A 16976-nucleotide genomic window follows, 5' to 3' on the forward strand; every position below is an offset into this window, starting at 1 on the left:
CAGTTTGGGTCAATAAGCATCAAAAATAAGGTGTTACAGCATAACACGCAGATAGTTTGTTGCTGATTACAGATAGCTTTTTGAAAGTTGCCGCTGGAAGCTGATCATCTTGAGGGCTGTGAGAGCGCCTTCTTCGCCTTTGTGCCCATGCGCGCCGCCGAGGCGGTCTGTAGCCTGTTCCTGGTTATTCACCGTGAGTATGCCGAAGATCACCGGCACGGGAAGCTCCATATTCAGCTGCAATATCCCGTCTGTAACTGCTTTACATACGTAGTCGAAGTGCGGGGTCTCCCCCCTGATCACGCAGCCGAAAGCGATGATGGCGCTGGGCTGGCTGCCGGTGCCTTTGGATTGTTCCCAGATCTGCCGGCAGGCAAAGGGTAATTCGAAAGAGCCGGGCACTACCAGCTTTTTGTGGCCTACTTTGTATTCATCCAGCGTGCGCTCTGCGCCTGCCACCAGTTCGTTGACTATAAAGTCATTCCATTCCGTATAAACAATAACAACACTGGCACCCTCCAGTTGAAGAATGCCAGCGTTGTTGAGTAAGGTCTGATTATGTATGGACATTTCCCGTATTTATTTCACCACACCCAGCCTTGCCAGGTATTTATCCATCTGGCCACCTTCGGTAGACAGCGGATATTTTTGTTTGATCTGCTGGTAGATCGCGATCGCGTCCTGCGGCTTGTTGCCTTTTTCAAGCGCCAGGCCTGCGCGGAACAGGTACATGGGGCTCAGCAGTTCGTTATCGTCTGCGCCGGCTTTTTTATAATAAGAAACGGCGTCGTCCACTTTGTTCAGCTCCATGTAAGCGTCGCCGATCAGGCCGTTGGCCATGGACTGTACCACCAGGTCGCCGGAAGAGAAGCTCTTCAGCATGTCGATGCCTTTCTGGAATTCGCCGAGCTTCACATAACAAACGCCTGCGCTGTATTTCGCGAGGTTGCCTGCTTTGGTGCTGCCGTATTTATCGATCACCTGGAGAAAACCGTAGTTGTTGCCGTCGCCGTTCAGCGCCAGCTTGAAGGAATCTACCGCGAAATTGTTCTGTGCGGCGAAGATGGCTTCCTGCGCTTTCTTTTCGGCAGGAGCTTTCACAAAGCGGGTGTAACCGAAGTAACCGCCCACGATCACTACTACCGCCAGGATGGCGATGTTGATCACGTTCTTGTTCTTTGAATAAAAGTCCTGCGCACGGTCTGCCGTTGCCTGCAGGTCAAAATCCTGGTTTTTGGCAGCAGCTGCCGGTTGTTTGGTGTGTGGTTTATTTTCTGACATTGTTGTAGTTGAATATTTGATAGGTGGACAGGGAATTAGTCAACGATGAAAGGATAATCCTGCTGGATGTACACGTCTTTCAGCAGTTCATCGTCAGACGGCCAGGGGCTTTCTTCCGCGAACTTCACGGATTCTTCCACCTCGTTCTTCACCCTTTCGTTGATCGCTTCCAGTTCTGCATCGTTGATCCACTTGTTTTTCTGCAGGGTGTTGAGCACCAGCGTGAGCGGATCTCTTTCTTTATATTCTTCCACCTCTTCTTTCGTGCGGTATTTGGCGGGGTCGCTCATGGAGTGGCCGCGGTAACGGTAAGTTTTGATCTCCAGCAGGGTCGGGCCGCCGTTTTCGCGCGCACGGTTGATCGCCCTTTCGATGCCTTCGTGAACGGCTTCGCAGCTCATGCCGTCGATAGAATCGGCGGGCATTTCGTAAGCGTCGGCCAGTTTGTAGATATCGAGTACGTTGGAAGTACGTTCAACGGAAGTACCCATGGCGTAGTGATTGTTCTCGCAGATGAATACCACGGGAAGTTTCCACAGCATGGCCATGTTGAAGGTTTCGTGCAGCATACCCTGGCGGGCGGCGCCGTCGCCGAAGAAACAAAGCACTGCGTTCTGCGTGCCCAGGTATTGCTCGGCAAAAGCCAGGCCTGCGCCAGTGCCTATCTGGGCGCCTACGATGCCGTGGCCGCCGAAGAAACCGTGTTCTTTCGAGAAAAAGTGCATGGAACCGCCTTTGCCTTTGGAGCAGCCGGTAGCCTTACCATACAGTTCCGCCATGCATTCCTTTGCAGTAATGCCTTTGGCGATCGCCAGCGCGTGGTCGCGGTAGGCGGTGATGAATTTATCGCCGGGTTTGGTAGCCGTCATCGCAGCTGCCGCAATCGCTTCCTGACCAATGTAAAGGTGGCAGAACCCACGTATTTTTTGCATACCGTACAGTTGCCCAGCTTTCTCTTCAAAGCGGCGCAGTAACAGCATCAATTCGTACCAGTATAGATAAGTCTCTTTGGTGAATTTCGTCTTCACGTCTGTTAAAGTTTGCACTATCTTCTAAATTTGTTCGCAAATATAACAGGAAAATCTGCAAATTCAAGCAATTTTGCAGAAGGAAGCACAAACCCGCTTCCGGGAGCGCAAGATATTGCTCCTCCATGCATTAAAAATATTACTTCATTATATTAATTATTCCGGCCAAGATTGCTTTCCGTTTCCAAAATATCACTCACCCAGTTCAAGAATTACGCCCACCGCAGCTTCCGGTTCACCTCCCGGATCGTAGGCATCACCGGCCGCAATGGCTCCGGGAAGACCAACCTGCTCGATGCGATCTATTACCTCTGCTTCACCAAAAGTTATTTCAGCACCGCGGAAAGCCAGAACGTACAATATACCATGAACGGGTTCAGGCTGGAAGCCAGCCTGCAAAGGCATTTAAAGGAAGAGAAGATCGTATGCACCGTGAAGGAAGGGAAAAAAGATATTGCGCTGAACGATGAGCCCTATGATAAATTCTCCCGCCATATCGGGCAGTTTCCCGCCGTGATGATCGCCCCGGACGATGCGGAGATCATCCTCGGGGGCAGCGAAGACCGCCGCCGGTGGCTGGATGCGCTGCTTTCACAGCTTATTCCCGGTTACCTGGACCACCTCATCGCCTATCATAAAATATTGCAGCAGCGCAACAGCCTGCTGAAGGCCATGCTCACCATGACCCATTCGCCGGACCCGCTGCTGGACGTTTTTGATGAACAACTGGTACAACATGGGGTACCCGTTTTTGAAGCAAGGAAGGATTTCCTGGAAACTTTCATCGGCAAAGTGCAGGACCGCTACGATTACCTGGCCGGGCAGCATGAAACCGTGGCCTTCCGCTACCAGAGCCAGTTGCTGGAACAACCGCTGGCCGCGTTGCTGGCGGCCAACCGCCTGCGCGACAAACAGCTGCAGCGCACCACGCAGGGCATTCACCGCGACGACCTGCTGTTCCTGCTGGACGAGCATCCCATGAAAACCAGCGCCTCACAGGGCCAGCGCAAGAGTTTCCTCTTCGCGCTCAAACTGGCGCAGTACGAGGCCATCCGCGAACATAAGCACTTCCCTCCCATCCTGCTGCTGGACGACGTGTTCGAAAAGCTGGACCAGGAGCGGGTTTCAAGGCTCATTGCACTGGTGCAGGGCCCCGGTTACGGCCAGGTGTTCATTACCGACACGCATGGAGACAGGCTCCGCGCCGCATTTGCAGACAATCCTGAAGTGATCCAGCTGATATCCATGCAGGAGGAATAAGTGCTAACGCCGCATCAATCCTGCTATCAGGGAAATAAGGAAAAGCACGATGAAAATGAAGAAGAGGATCTTGGCGATGGATACCGCGCCGGCCGCAATGCCGCCAAAACCAAAGATGGCGGCCACGATGGCGATGATCAGGAAAATAACTGCCCAACGTAACATAATCAAGGTTTTTAAGGTTAAACAATATCGCTATATCCTTCCTTTTACAATTATCATTCCACGAATGCAGTTGGACATTTATTCCGCGGCCGGGATGGAAATACGCTTAATTTCGCGCAAATTCTTTTTATGATACGCAGGCAAGCGGGGCCACTGACCTTTATCTTCCTCACCTTACTGATCGATTTTATTGGCTTCGGCATTGTGATCCCGGTAATCCCCAAACTCATTGAACAGCTTATTCAAGGGAACGTGAGCGACGCCTCCCAATACGGCGGCTGGCTCACCTTTGCCTATGCGTTCGTGCAGTTCTTCTTTGCCCCCATCCTCGGCGGGCTTAGCGACAAATACGGCCGCAGGCCCGTGCTGCTCATGTCCATGTTCGGCATGGGCGTCGATTACCTGTTCCTGGCCTTTGCCCCTTCTATCGTATGGCTGTTCGTGGGCCGCATCATCCTCGGCATCACCGGGGCCAGCATGACGGCCGCTTCCGCTTATATTGCAGACATCAGTACGCCCGAAAAACGCGCCCAGAACTTCGGGTTGCTGGGCATGGCCTTCGGTCTCGGTTTTATACTCGGGCCCGCCATCGGCGGCCTCGTGGCCGATGCATGGGGCGTTCGCGCGCCTTTCCTGCTGGCCGCCGGGTTTTCACTGGTGAACTGGCTGTATGGTTATTTCATTCTCCCCGAATCCCTCAAAAAAGAGAACAGGCGGGCTTTTGAATGGAAACGCGCCAACCCCGTGGGAGCGCTGATACAAATACGCAAATACAAGAAGATATACTCCCTGCTGGGCGCCATCGCGCTGGTGTTCACCGCCGTTCATTCCATCCAGAGCAACTGGACCTTCTTTACCATGTACAAATTCGGGTGGACGGAGAAGATGGTGGGTTATTCCCTCTCCTTTTCCGGCCTGATGCTGGCCATTGTGCAGGGCGGGCTTATCAGGGCCGTGCTGCCTAAGCTGGGCTATCACCGCGCGGTGTATGTCGGTTTGCTGATCTACGGGCTGAGCTTCATTTTGTTCGGGATGGTCACAGAAGGCTGGATGATGTTTGCCGTAACGGCCGTTTACAGCATGGGCGGCATTTTCGGGCCCAGCCTGCAGGGCGTGATGAGCAACCAGGTGCCGCCCAATGAACAGGGGGAATTGCAGGGCGCTTTTACCAGCCTTATCAGTCTTACCAATATCATCGGGCCGCTGGTGATGACGGGGCTTTTCCATTATTGCACGAAGGACGGCACGCCTGTCCATTTCCCGGCCGCGCCTTTTCACCTGAGCGCTTTACTCACGCTCACGGCCGCGGTACTGGCCATACGCAGCTTCCGGAAATCACTCCCGCAAAAGGCCGAAAGCGTGATCCCAGCTGCCGCTCCGGAAGCCGTAGGCGAACCACAGCACGTATAGAGATTCCAGGTGGCGGCACATGTCTATGCCGCCGGTATCGATAATATCTTTCCAGCCGATCTGGCTGAGCAGGTCAGAGACGGCCAGCTTGGCCAGGTCGTCGTTCCCGGCGATCAGCATGGCCGGGGTTCCCCGGGAGAATTGCGGGTTGACCATCAGTTCGCTGCCAATGGTGTTGAGCGCTTTCACCACATGTGCATCCTGCAGCCAGGCCTGCACCTGTTCCCCACCGGAAGCCGCGCTGCCGGTGGGCGCAAATCGGAGGCGGCCGGTCTTGTCGGACTCCTTGCCGTTTAGCGGGTTGGTAACGTCTATGAGGATTTTTTTCTTGAAGTTCCAGATGCCGGCCATTTCCACGGCTTCCTTGGTGCCCTGCCAGCTGGTGCAGAGGAAAATGACATCACCGAAGGCCGCGGCTTCTGAATAAGGGCCTATGCTGACGCTGCTGTGCTCTCTCCGCCACTTTTCCAGCGATTCCTTACCGGTATGGCGGGTGCCGATCTTGACAGCATGCCCCAGGCGCGAAAAGCCCGCTGCAAGCGCAATGCCTGCCGCGCCCGATCCAAGGATAGCGATCTTCATACTACCAGGATTTAGTATGGTAAGTTACACAAAAGCCCCGGCATTTACTGCAGGTAAGAGAGGAAACGCTGCATGCCCTGCCGTTTGGCGGGGGTTAGGCGGTAGCTGATATTTTGTGTATAATAGGTCGTAAGGTCATAGTCAGGGCTGCTGTTCTCCGCCACCACGGCAGGCAGGCTGTTCAGCCCGATGCTGTTGGCGTCGTTGAAAAGCTGGATGAACTCAATAGGCAGCGGCCTGTTGCTGATCCATGCGGCAAACACGAAAGGAAGGCTGGTAAAGCGCATCCAGGCTTCCGCCAGGTCGTACACAAAAGGCGAGATATGGCGTTGCCGCAGCGCCCTGTCTCCTATCACCAGCCCGGCGTCCGTGCCTTTGATCTGATCTTCGTAACCGCCGGCCGTTTCCACGAATTCCACGTTCAGCTTCCAGTAATCGCGCACCAGCACTTTCAGCAGCGCCACGGAAGTGCGGCTCTGGTAATCGAGATAAATGCGTTTGATCTCCTGCAGGGGCACTTCGCTGAAAAGGCAGACGGACGCCACGGGGCCTTCCGCGCCGATGCAAAAATCCGCGATAATGTGATATTCTTTCAGTTTAGGAATAATCGCTACGGGCACCAGCGCCACATCCACCTCGCCGTCTATCAGCTGGCGCGCAATTTTAGCGGGGTAATCCATCGTGAGTTCCATGGACCGGAGCACTTTATGATCCTTGAATCCGTACAACAAAGGCTTTGTATTCAGATAACTGACTGCCGCTACTTTTACTTTCCGTTCCAATTTCTGTAATTTTGAGCCTGCTAAAATACAGGAATTTTATTTGACAGGATAATCAATACATGATGCAATTACAAGCTTTAACTGCTATTTCCCCGGTAGACGGGCGTTACAGGGGTCAACTGGAAGAACTGGCGCCCTATTTTTCCGAGTTCGCGTTGATTCGTTACCGTGTACAGGTGGAAGTGGAATACTTCATTGCCCTGTCTGAACAGAAGCTTTTTTCGATCCCCAAAGCCAAGATCCCTGCCCTGCGCAGGATCTACCAGGAGTTTTCCCTCGAAAACGCCCAGCTGGTAAAGGATACCGAAAAGGTGACCAACCACGACGTGAAAGCCGTGGAATACTTCCTCAAGAACGAGATGAAGAACCTCGGGCTGGAAGACAAACTGGAATGGGTGCACTTCGGCCTTACTTCGCAGGATGTGAACAATACCGCCACACCCCTGCTTTGGAAGGAAGCCGTGGAACATGTGTATCTTCCCGCCATCTCCAACCTCATCCTTCATCTGAAGAAATTTGCCAAAGACTGGAAAGATGTGCCTATGCTGGCCCGCACGCATGGCCAGCCCGCTTCCCCTACCCGCCTCGGTAAAGAGATACAGGTGTTCGTGGAAAGGCTCGAAGGACAGGTGAAACTGCTGGCGGATATTCCTTTCGCAGCGAAATTCGGCGGCGCTACCGGCAATTTCAACGCGCATCATGTGGCATTCCCTGCCGTGAACTGGGAAAAATTCGGCAACAAGTTCGTGAACAACGTGCTGGGCCTGCAACGCATGCAATTCACCACGCAGATAGAGCACTACGATAATATCGCCGCGCAGTTCGATACGCTGAAAAGGGTGAACAACATCCTCGTGGATTTCGCCCGCGATGTGTGGACCTATATTTCCATGGATTATTTCAAGCAGAAGATCAAAAAGAACGAAGTGGGCTCCTCCGCCATGCCGCATAAGGTCAATCCGATCGACTTTGAAAACGCCGAAGGCAACCTTGGCCTGGCCAACGCCATCTTCGAGCACCTGAGCGCCAAGCTGCCCATCAGCCGCCTCCAGCGCGACCTTACGGATTCCACCGTGCTGCGCAATGTGGGCGTGCCTTTCGCGCATACGCTGCTGGCGTTCAAGAGCCTGGACAAAGGTTTGAATAAACTCATCCTCAACGAAACCAAACTGCATGAGGATCTTGAGCGCAACTGGGCCGTGGTGGCGGAAGCTATCCAGACGGTACTGCGCCGCGAGAATTATCCCGCGCCTTACGAAGCGCTGAAAGAGCTGACCCGCGGCGGCGACCAGATCACGCAGAAGACCATGCACAAATTCATTGACGGGCTGAAGATCAGCGCTGCGCTCAAAAAAGAGCTGAAAGCCATCACCCCGCACAACTATACCGGCATTCACTAATGGAGCATGCCATCATACTGTTTGATGGAGTGTGCAACTTCTGCAATGCCAGCGTGAACTTCGTGATCAGGCGCGACCAACACGACCGTTTCCGCTTTGCTCCCCTGCAATCTGCCGTGGGGCAGGCTTTGCAGGAACAGTACCAGCTGGATCCCAATACGCTCAGTACGTTTATATTGATCAATAACGGAAAGGCGTACACGAAAAGTACCGCAGCGCTGAAGGTTGCCCGCAGGCTGGGTTTCCCGGTGAACCTGGGTTATGCGTTCATCATCCTCCCTCCTTTTTTGCGGGATGCGGTGTATGGCCTGGTGGCGAAGAACCGGTATAAATGGTTCGGTAAAAAAGAGACCTGCATGGTGCCGGACGAACGCGTCCGGCGGAAGTTTATACAATAAGTAAAGGGCTGGCGGTTGCCGGCCCTTTTTTATGGATAATACCAGCGATCGGGAATAAAGCCACAATCGTGATAAGAACGAGATAAGACCGAAGTAATATGAAAGGGTGATGCCATGGAAAACTAATGGAATAATACCGGAAATGTGGAGATGAGCCGGAGATGACGTGGACTTGATCCGGATAAGAAGTTAAGGGTCAATTCGTTGGAAAACCGGTAGAATTATCATTAAAACCGCGCATTGAACTGGTTGTCAATAAATTGAATGAAATTCATGCACATTTTTTCCTGTTAATTTAATACACAAAAAAGGCCGGCCCATAATGGACCGGCCTGTATATAATGATTCATTCACAGATTACTTGGCGGGAGCTGCAGGCGCAGGAGCTGCGGGGGCTGCGGCAGGTTTCACGTCCAGCAGTTCCACGTCGAACACGAGGATGCTGTTGGGCTTGATAACGGGGCCGGAACCCTGCAGGCCGTAAGCCAGGGAAGAAGGGATCACCAGCGTGGCTTTGGAACCTTTCTTCAGCTGTGCCAGCGCATCATCCCATCCGGGAATAACGCGGCCTTCGCCTACGTTGAATTTCAGGGGCTCCAGCGGCATGCCGGGGCGGATAGTTGAATCCACGTTGGAATCGAACTTGGTGCCATCCATCAGTTTGCCGGTGTAGTTCACGGTTACTTCATCGCCAGCTTTAGCCTGTGCGCCGGTACCTTCCTGGGTTACAGCAATGTGTACGCCCTTGGGGGATTTGGTGGTTTTCAGGTTGTTCTTCTGGATGTATTCAGCGATCTCTTTTTCTTCTTTTGCATTCTGCGTAGCGGCGGCGTATTTGCTTTCCACTACGAAGGCCACTTTCATCACATCGCCTTTTTTAGCCATGGGAGGCATTTGAGGCATGGAATCCACGGGCAGTACGAATACGGCGCTGTCGCCCTCGGAGAGCATGGCAAAACCGTCCATCAGGTCGTATTTGTCCCTGGAATCGGTGATTACCAGCGGCAGCGCGCTGCCTTGCTGCTGGCGGGAACTCATCAGCAGGGAATCGTTCAGGTAAGAAGCGAAGTGTACCAGCACGGTATCACCTTTCTTCAGTTTCTCTCCTTTACCGGCTTTTTCGATAGTAAAGGCGATGCCGCCCGGTGTTTTTTTCGGGCCGCTTTTACCACAACTAGCCAGCGCCAGGGCTCCCAGTGATGCAGCAAGTAACAGGTTGTTCTTTTTCATTTGACTGTATTAGTGATTTGATATTGTATTGATTGCTATTGTAACAAATCCTCATTTTCATGCATCGCTTTCAGGAAGCGCTGTACCGTTTTCTCCAGAGAGTCAGTACTGCGGCCGCCGGAAGCGTTGAAGTGCCCCCCTCCTTCGAAATATTTACGCGCGAAGGTATTCACATCAAAGTTGCCTTTGGAACGGAAAGAGAGCTTCACCTCGCTGTTCCGGTCGATGATCAGCGCTGCTAATTTAATGCCTTGGATGGACAAAAGGAAATTTACCAGTCCTTCCGTATCCCCCGTTTGCAGGTCGAACCGCTTCAGGTCGCTGTAAGGGATGGCCATGATGGCTGTATTGGTCTCATAAAACACCTCCATCCGGTTCAAAAGGCTGTGGCCGATGAAGCGGAGGCGGTTTTCGAGGAAATTGTCGTAAATGGCCTGGTGGATGTACTCATGCTCCAGTCCTCTTTCCAGCAGATCGGCCACCATGCGGTGAACACGGGCGGAGGTAGAAGCGAAGCGGAAAGACCCGGTGTCCGTCATAGTCCCGGCGTAAATGCACTGGGCAATGTCGTTGTCGATATAATGCTCATCCCCAAGGCGGTAGATGATCTCGTAAACAAGCAAAGCAGTGGAGGCCGCGGAGGTGTCGCTGATGCCGTAGTCGAAGTCCGGCGAGGGTTCCAGGTGATGGTCCACCAGCACTTTCACGCATTGCAGTTTATCCAGGTGGGGTTCCAGGTTCTTGGTGCGGCTCATGGTGTTGAAATCCAGGCAGAAGAGCATTTCCACGCCTTCGAGGGCTTTGAGTGCTTTATCCTGGGCGGATTCGAAATCCAGGACGTTTTCGCTGCCGGGCATCCATTTCAGGAAATCCGGGAAATTGGTGGGGGAAATGACCGTTACGTCGTGCCCCTTGCGGCGCAGGTAGTGATACATGGCGAGCGAAGAGCCCATCGCATCGGCGTCGGGTTTCTGATGCATCGTTACCACTACTTTCTTGGGGCTGTCCAGCAGCGGCTTAATTTCCTCGATCGGCTTCATTCCTATAACTGTAATTTTAATGTACAAGGCGTTTGCAGCCACCTGCCTCCGTTCGTGCAAACGAAGTGCGAAGTTCTTCATTTGGGCCAGAATTTCAAAATTTTTTACGGCTTAACAAAATCTGTTTACTTTTGCGGCGCAATACGGTTTTTTCCAACTATAACGACTAATTCACAATATGAGCAACAGAACATTTACCATGATCAAGCCCGATGCAGTTCAGAACGGGCATATCGGCGGCATCCTGGACAAGATCTGCGCAGCAGGTTTCCGGATCGTAGCCATGAAACTGACCCGCCTGAGCGCTGAAAAAGCCGGCGAATTCTATGCCGTTCACAAGGAAAGGCCTTTTTACGGTGAACTGGTAGCGTTCATGAGCAGCGGCCACATCGTAGCCGCCATCCTGGAGAAAAGCAATGCCGTGGAAGATTTCCGCAAACTGATCGGCGCCACCAACCCCGCACAGGCCGAAGAAGGCACCATCCGCAAACTCTATGCAGAATCCATCGGCCGTAATGCCGTTCATGGTTCTGATTCAGATGAGAATGCGGAGATTGAAGGGAACTTTTTCTTTAGCGGGTTGGAGAGATTTTAAGGTTTAGATGGAATTATGATAGTGAAAGGCGGCCTGATGAGGACCGCCTTTTTTGCTGGATGTACTCCTGTTTAACCCATTAAGCCCTTCGGGCTGTATTTTAATTTATCGTCAATACACCTATGAAAAATATACAGTTCGGTATTTTTTTCATACTTTTCAGCCATAAAGCCTTAACCCAAATACGACAGGCTTTGTATTCCATTTTTAGTTTTAATTAGTATCCATATACCGAAGTCCCAACCTAAAATTATCATGAAAAGTTTCCTGTTACGACCCATCAATAGCTTGTTAATTATAACATTTCTCAGTTTCATCAGTTCCGGCCTTTCATTTGGACAATCCAACCAATTAAATGCTGTCATTCCCCCATCACCCCGGTCACAGGAGTTTGAGAAATTTATTAACTATAAAGTATCACTTTATAACGGGCTGCCTGAAATCAATATTAATTTCTACACTATTCAGTTAGATGGCGTCAATATCCCTATTGGCATATCCTACCACGCTTCCGGGATAAAATACGGCCAGATAAGCGGGGATGTCGGGCTTGGCTGGAACCTGAACCCGGGATACCGTATATCGAGAACAGTGCATGGCAGGATCGATGAAGCGTACGGTATGCCGGATATGAATAATTTTCCGAATGGTCAGACAATAGGAAGTTATTTAAGCGGGTTTACGTCCAAATATGACCATGACAGGTACCTCGCAAGGTATTTTGTAATGAGCCCAGGTGGAGATATTCCCGCGGTAGCAGCGTCCAGCAACGATTACCTTGATGGCCAGTACGATATGTTCACGATAGGCCTGCCGGATCAGGGAGGGAATTTTATTATTACCGACAGGCAAAACCGGGTTACGACCATGCTGGACAACGCGACATTGAATAAGATCAATTATACAGTTGCTGACGGTACTATCAATGGCTTTAACGTAACAGACGGAAGGGGCGTTCAGTATAAGCTGGGTGATAATGATCAGAATAATGAAAACTTGCAGGTTTATATAAACGGGGCATACAGGAAGTATAGTTCTGCGTGGCTGCTTAGTGAGATCACAACGGTATTCAATAATAAGATCAACTTTCAATACCAGCCGATCCAGGAATCCAGTGAAGGGATGCCTGCTTATAGCAGGACTATATTGGAGGGTGATTATGAGCAACATTGCGGCCCCAGCTATTACTCTTCATCTGATAATAAAGGTGCTACCCAGCAAGGGACCGTCAATAATTATAACACGAAAATCCTTTCTGCGATAACTACACCAAGTGAACAGGTTACAATAAGCCGGAATAGCAATGGCACAGTCAATGCGATTTCAATTGCAAAAGAAAATGGCATTTTGTTTAAGAAAATATCATTTTTCTATAGTCAGCCGGCAGAACGGATCTTCCTGGATTCAATCCAAATCGCGGGCGCAGATAATATAGTGGTTGAAAGATACTTCTTTGACTATACCTCAAAAGATATACGATTTCGTAACTATGACTGTTTCGGATATATTATCAATGATCCCGGTGGTGATTACAGGTTGGCCAATGAATATGGCAGGTTTGATTACAGTAGAGTAGATGGTGGCCCTGCTTTGCCCGACTATGTAATGTTGGCCGGTCTTAATAAGCGGGCAGTCCCTGTCTCCGATGTAGGCATGTTAAGTAAAATCACCTACCCCACCGGTGGCAAGCAGTATTTCTCCTATGCATCCAATCAATACGAAGCTATCATCAATGGCACTGCACAAATATTCTCTGGCGGAGGATTCAGGATATCACAAATCTCGGGCGATGACGTTGCGCGTGGGACAACCCTGACAAGGAACTACTACTATGGAAAGGGCATGCGCATAATCGATCCCACAAACCCCAGGTTATTTTTGAATGAAAATGTTATCCTGGCCAAGTTTGGATGTTCCAATGGGGATAAGATCGTCAGCTTAAGGCGAACGGTACAATCTTCGGCATTGAATGGGGAACTGGCAGACGCCATTGCACAGCCTAATACAGGTTGGTATAATGAGGTAACAGAAGACTATGGAACCGGGAAGATCGTTTACAAGTTCAACGTAGCGAATAATAATGAGGCAACTGTTTATCCTACAAGTGAAGGCGGTAATTATATATATGGTGGAACACTGGCTGTCCTCAAGTTCCCAGCTTACTATGTACCGTCGTACAATTACTGGAACAGGCCTTTTCTGACAGAAAAAACTGTTTATAAAGTAGAAAATTTCGTTTCCACTCCCGTTCAAAAGGAAAATTATGAATATACAATGCCGGTGCTGAGCCCTGGGAATAATGAATTCACAGGGCTGAAAGTATCCGCTTTTGCTTTGGGAAACCAAATTGGGTCCTCCAACTCAGCCATCCCGTTATACGATCTTTACACGAATTCAGGCCTCCAGTCTACATTTAACTATGGTACCTACACCATCACGCGTGGAGATATATTGCTGAGCAAAAAAAATGTCACTGATTATGATGTGCTAACGGGCAGCGAATTAAGAACGACATTGGAGTATAACTATACCGCCGGGAATTTAATTGCCAGCGAAAAAGTTACCAATAGTAAGGGGGAAGTACATATCACCAATTTCAAATACCCTTTTAACTATACTGGCATTACTGCTTCTGACAATATTTCGGCCGGAATAAAAAACATGAACAACATAAATATGGTTGTCCCTGTTATTGAAAAAAGCGTTTACAGGTCAAATACTGACGGCTCAAACAAAAGACTGCTTTCTTCGCAGTTCTTTTCATTCAAACCCACCTTTCCTGTGCCTGATAAAGTTTTCACCACGGAATCTGCCGCCCCGGTTACAAATTTTACCGAATCATCTGTTGTTGGAGGAGCTGTTACAAAGAACACTGCGTATAAAGAGCAAATTACGCTGGACCAATATGATGCGAAAGGAAATATTTTACAACAGTCAAAAACAAATGATACAAAGGAAGCTTATGTATGGGGCTATAATTCCCGGTACCCGGTCGCAAAGGTTGTTGGGAACGATTATAGTACCGTACAGCAGCATGTCAACCAGACCATGCTGGACAATGCTTTGAGCTATACTGAAGCCCAGATCAGGACAGAGTTGAATAAGCTAAGGACCAATTTACCAGGGGCACTTGTAAGCACTTATACTTATTCCCCGCTAATTGGTGTTACCAGTGAAACCAACCCTGCCGGTCAGAGTACTTACTACGAATACGACTCTTATGGCCGTCTTAAGCTTATTCGGAACAATGAGAATAATATTATCAAGCAATATGATTATAAGTACAAGACGGCAATAGCCCCGCTTTATTTCAACGTTTATAAAAGTCAGTCTTTTACTCGGAATGACTGCGGTACAGCTCACGGAACAGCAGTCACCTACGAAGTGCCTGCCGGTACATATTCCTCTTCTGTAAGTCAGACAGACGCTGACTCAAAAGCGCAGAATGATATAAACATAAACGGGCAGGCTTATGCAAACAAGTACGGATATTGCATTATTCATTACTACAATGTTGAGAAAAGCGGATTGTTTGTGCGCAATAACTGCACAGGAGATAGCATAGGGGGAAGAGTGGAATATGTTGTAGCAGCAGGTAAGCATTTTTCCGACATCAGCCAGGCAGACGCGGATCAAAAAGCGGACAATGATATTATTCAGAATGGCCAGGCATATGCAAACGCGACGAATGGCGCTTGCCTTCCACCCGTTTACACAAAACTGAGATTTGAAAATGTTGTGCAAACCCCGACACTTACCACGGGAGACGTCGTAGTGAGGTTTTACAGTAATTCAGCATGTACGATTCCGTATTCAGTCACGGGAAGTATTACAATTAACATAAAAGTTGTCAGGACCAGTACAATTGATAATATCAATACTGAAACGGAAGAATCATTTAATTGTTCCGGATCAAGCCAGGTGCTTAAATCTAATACAACGTTGTCTGAGAGGGCTTCCCAGGCGCCTGGGGCACCGGCCACAAATTATACGTTTACTCTGCAGGACGGATACGGGTATATCGTCAGGTAGCCGAAGTAATTGCCTGAATAAGATTAATCGATGTTTCTAACTTAGTTAATGTATAGCATGCAAAACCTATTATCGCCTTTACAGAGAGTCTTGTTTGTGATCATCTTGCTGACAACATCAATAAAGATGTTCGCGCAAAAGCCGAACACACAAACACAACCTTCCACTCCTACGCAAACGGTGAACCCTGTCCCTGCTGCTTACGGTGCGGGCACGAAAGTGAACTACGTGCGCACCTGGGAACCGGCCAAGCCCCTCACAGACCCTGCGGCGGTGATCGCAGAAACTGATGTCACCAATGTTCGCCAATCTACCCAATATGCAGACGGCCTGGGCCGCCCTTTGCAAACGGTGACCAAAGGCGGCTCCCCGGCTAAAAAAGATGTGGTAGCCCCGGTGATCTATGATGCTTTCGGCCGCGAGCAATTCCAATACTTACCTTATGTCTCCACCGCGGGTGATGGCACTTTTAAGACCAACCCCTTTTCCGATCAAAAAAATTTCTACGCGCCTGTTTCCGGTACACCCATCTATCCCGGGGAACAGGTATTTTATAACCAGACTGTCTTTGAAGCTTCTCCACTCAACCGGGTGCTGCAAATGATGGCCCCCGGCAACAGCTGGGCCGGATCCAACGTGGGCGTGAGCCAGCAATACCTGGTCAATGCCGTGAGCGACTCGGTACGCATCTGGACCATCGCTGCCGCTGACGGCAGTGTGCCGGCCAGTACCACCCGCTACAACGCCGGCGAGCTCTATAAGAATGTGACTACCGACGAAGCGGGCAACGCCGTGGTGGAATACAAAGACAAAGAAGGCCAGGTGATCTTAAAAAAAGTGCAGCTGGCCACCACGCCCGGCACCGGCCATGTGGGCTGGCTCTGCACGTATTATGTCTACGATGACCTGGGCAACCTGCGCTACGTGCTGCCGCCCAAAGCCGTGGAGATACTTTTGGGCAACAGCTGGAGCCTGGCAGATGCCACCTTGCGCAAAGAGCTCTGCTTCCGCTATGAATATGACGGCCGCCGCCGGATGCTCCTCAAACAGGTGCCCGGCACCGAACCGGTGTGGATGGTCTATGACGTGCGGGACCNTGACGGCCGCCGCCGGATGCTCCTCAAACAGGTGCCCGGCACCGAACCGGTGTGGATGGTCTATGACGTGCGGGACCGGCTGGTGTTCTCCCAAGACGGCCAGCTGCGGCTGACCAATCAATGGCTTACCACGCTCTACGACGGGCTGAACCGGCCCACGATGACGGCGCTCTACCAGACCACCACCCCGGTAGCCACCCTGCGCAGCCAGCTGGCCGTCGCCACTACCGCCCAAACCATCGCCCACACCATCCCGGGAGAAGACAGCCTGGTGGTCAACAGCCACGATGGCCGGGCCGCCTATAAAGGCAGAGTGTCCGTCACCGCCCTGGCGGGCTTCGAGGTGACAGCCAGCGCTACGGATGTCAGCCTGGAGATCGATCCCAACACCCAGCTGCGCACTGAAACGGTCACGGCCAACAATCCCCTGCCCAACCTGGACCCTGCTAAACTCTACGCTCTTACTTATACCCATTACGACGATTACAGCTATGCCGGTAAGAAGGACGCAAAAACAGCTTATTACACGACCTCTGAACTGCCGGCCCCATTGGGCACGCAGACAGGCGAACGCCCGGCTGCACAGTCGGCCCTCACCAAAGGCATGGTCACCGGCACCAAGGTGCGGGTACTGGACACCGACCAGTGGCTGGTGACCACCACCTATTACAACGAC

At 50.9% G+C, this 16976-nt stretch carries 15 protein-coding genes; 7 read left to right on the forward strand and 8 right to left on the reverse strand.

Annotated features, from left to right (window positions below):
* Nucleotides 1-66: 66 nt before the first annotated feature.
* The 3 genes from ribH to pdhA are packed head-to-tail and all read right to left on the reverse strand — an operon-like array spanning nt 67 to nt 2327.
* Entirely contained in the window at nt 67-570 is a 504-nt protein-coding gene (gene ribH, locus R3I13_RS26735; RefSeq protein WP_346321064.1) for a 6,7-dimethyl-8-ribityllumazine synthase, read from the reverse strand.
* Nucleotides 571-579: 9 nt separating this feature from the next.
* On the reverse strand, nt 580-1281 hold the full coding sequence (locus R3I13_RS26740) for a tetratricopeptide repeat protein (RefSeq protein WP_346321065.1): 702 nt from the start codon (nt 1279-1281) through the stop codon (nt 580-582).
* 35 nt (nt 1282-1316) lie between these two features.
* Nucleotides 1317-2327, reverse strand: a complete 1011-nt coding sequence (gene pdhA, locus R3I13_RS26745; RefSeq protein WP_346321066.1) for a pyruvate dehydrogenase (acetyl-transferring) E1 component subunit alpha — start codon at nt 2325-2327, stop codon at nt 1317-1319.
* A 153-nt stretch (nt 2328-2480) separates the two neighbouring features.
* Between pdhA and recF the strand changes: the two genes are divergently transcribed.
* The gene (recF, locus tag R3I13_RS26750) at nt 2481-3569 is read left to right on the forward strand and encodes a DNA replication and repair protein RecF (protein ID WP_346321067.1); all 1089 of its coding nucleotides are present in this window, start codon (nt 2481-2483) and stop codon (nt 3567-3569) included.
* Between the two features lie 3 nt (nt 3570-3572).
* On the opposite strand, the gene R3I13_RS26755 is transcribed toward recF, so the two are convergent.
* Entirely contained in the window at nt 3573-3734 is a 162-nt protein-coding gene (locus R3I13_RS26755; RefSeq protein WP_346321068.1) for a DUF1328 domain-containing protein, read from the reverse strand.
* Nucleotides 3735-3863: 129 nt separating this feature from the next.
* Between R3I13_RS26755 and R3I13_RS26760 the strand changes: the two genes are divergently transcribed.
* Nucleotides 3864-5144: a TCR/Tet family MFS transporter gene (locus R3I13_RS26760; RefSeq protein WP_346321069.1), complete on the forward strand. Its 1281-nt coding sequence runs from the start codon at nt 3864-3866 to the stop codon at nt 5142-5144.
* Here R3I13_RS26760 and R3I13_RS26765 read toward each other — a convergent pair.
* Together R3I13_RS26765 and R3I13_RS26770 are read right to left on the reverse strand one after the other, a co-directional pair.
* Entirely contained in the window at nt 5070-5726 is a 657-nt protein-coding gene (locus R3I13_RS26765) for an NAD(P)-binding domain-containing protein (RefSeq protein ID WP_346321070.1), read from the reverse strand. The two genes, R3I13_RS26760 and R3I13_RS26765, sit on opposite strands and share 75 nt — an antisense overlap.
* A 44-nt stretch (nt 5727-5770) precedes the next feature.
* Nucleotides 5771-6508, reverse strand: coding sequence for a menaquinone biosynthesis protein (locus R3I13_RS26770; protein WP_346321071.1), 738 nt, complete (start codon nt 6506-6508; stop codon nt 5771-5773).
* A gap of 59 nt (nt 6509-6567) precedes the next feature.
* Between R3I13_RS26770 and purB the strand changes: the two genes are divergently transcribed.
* Nucleotides 6568-7908, forward strand: a complete 1341-nt coding sequence (gene purB / locus R3I13_RS26775) for an adenylosuccinate lyase (RefSeq protein WP_346321072.1) — start codon at nt 6568-6570, stop codon at nt 7906-7908.
* Nucleotides 7908-8306: a thiol-disulfide oxidoreductase DCC family protein gene (locus R3I13_RS26780; RefSeq protein ID WP_346321073.1), complete on the forward strand. Its 399-nt coding sequence runs from the start codon at nt 7908-7910 to the stop codon at nt 8304-8306. Before purB ends, R3I13_RS26780 begins: the two co-directional genes overlap by 1 nt.
* A 357-nt stretch (nt 8307-8663) precedes the next feature.
* Here the strand turns inward: R3I13_RS26780 and R3I13_RS26785 are convergent, their stop codons facing one another.
* Nucleotides 8664-9536, reverse strand: a complete 873-nt coding sequence (locus R3I13_RS26785; protein ID WP_346321074.1) for an FKBP-type peptidyl-prolyl cis-trans isomerase — start codon at nt 9534-9536, stop codon at nt 8664-8666.
* A 35-nt stretch (nt 9537-9571) separates the two neighbouring features.
* Nucleotides 9572-10576, reverse strand: coding sequence for a DHH family phosphoesterase (locus R3I13_RS26790; RefSeq protein ID WP_346321075.1), 1005 nt, complete (start codon nt 10574-10576; stop codon nt 9572-9574).
* Between the two features lie 178 nt (nt 10577-10754).
* Between R3I13_RS26790 and R3I13_RS26795 the strand changes: the two genes are divergently transcribed.
* From R3I13_RS26795 to R3I13_RS26805, 3 genes are all read left to right on the forward strand, one after another.
* The gene (locus tag R3I13_RS26795; protein ID WP_346321076.1) at nt 10755-11171 is read left to right on the forward strand and encodes a nucleoside-diphosphate kinase; all 417 of its coding nucleotides are present in this window, start codon (nt 10755-10757) and stop codon (nt 11169-11171) included.
* A 255-nt stretch (nt 11172-11426) separates the two neighbouring features.
* On the forward strand, nt 11427-15203 hold the full coding sequence (locus R3I13_RS26800; protein WP_346321077.1) for a DUF5977 domain-containing protein: 3777 nt from the start codon (nt 11427-11429) through the stop codon (nt 15201-15203).
* A gap of 126 nt (nt 15204-15329) precedes the next feature.
* A partial coding sequence (locus tag R3I13_RS26805; protein WP_346321078.1) for a DUF6443 domain-containing protein occupies nt 15330-16976 on the forward strand: 1647 nt, incomplete at its 3' end.

It is taken from the genome of Chitinophaga sp. YIM B06452 (genome assembly GCF_039655965.1).
Classification (GTDB): Bacteria; Bacteroidota; Bacteroidia; order Chitinophagales; family Chitinophagaceae; genus Chitinophaga.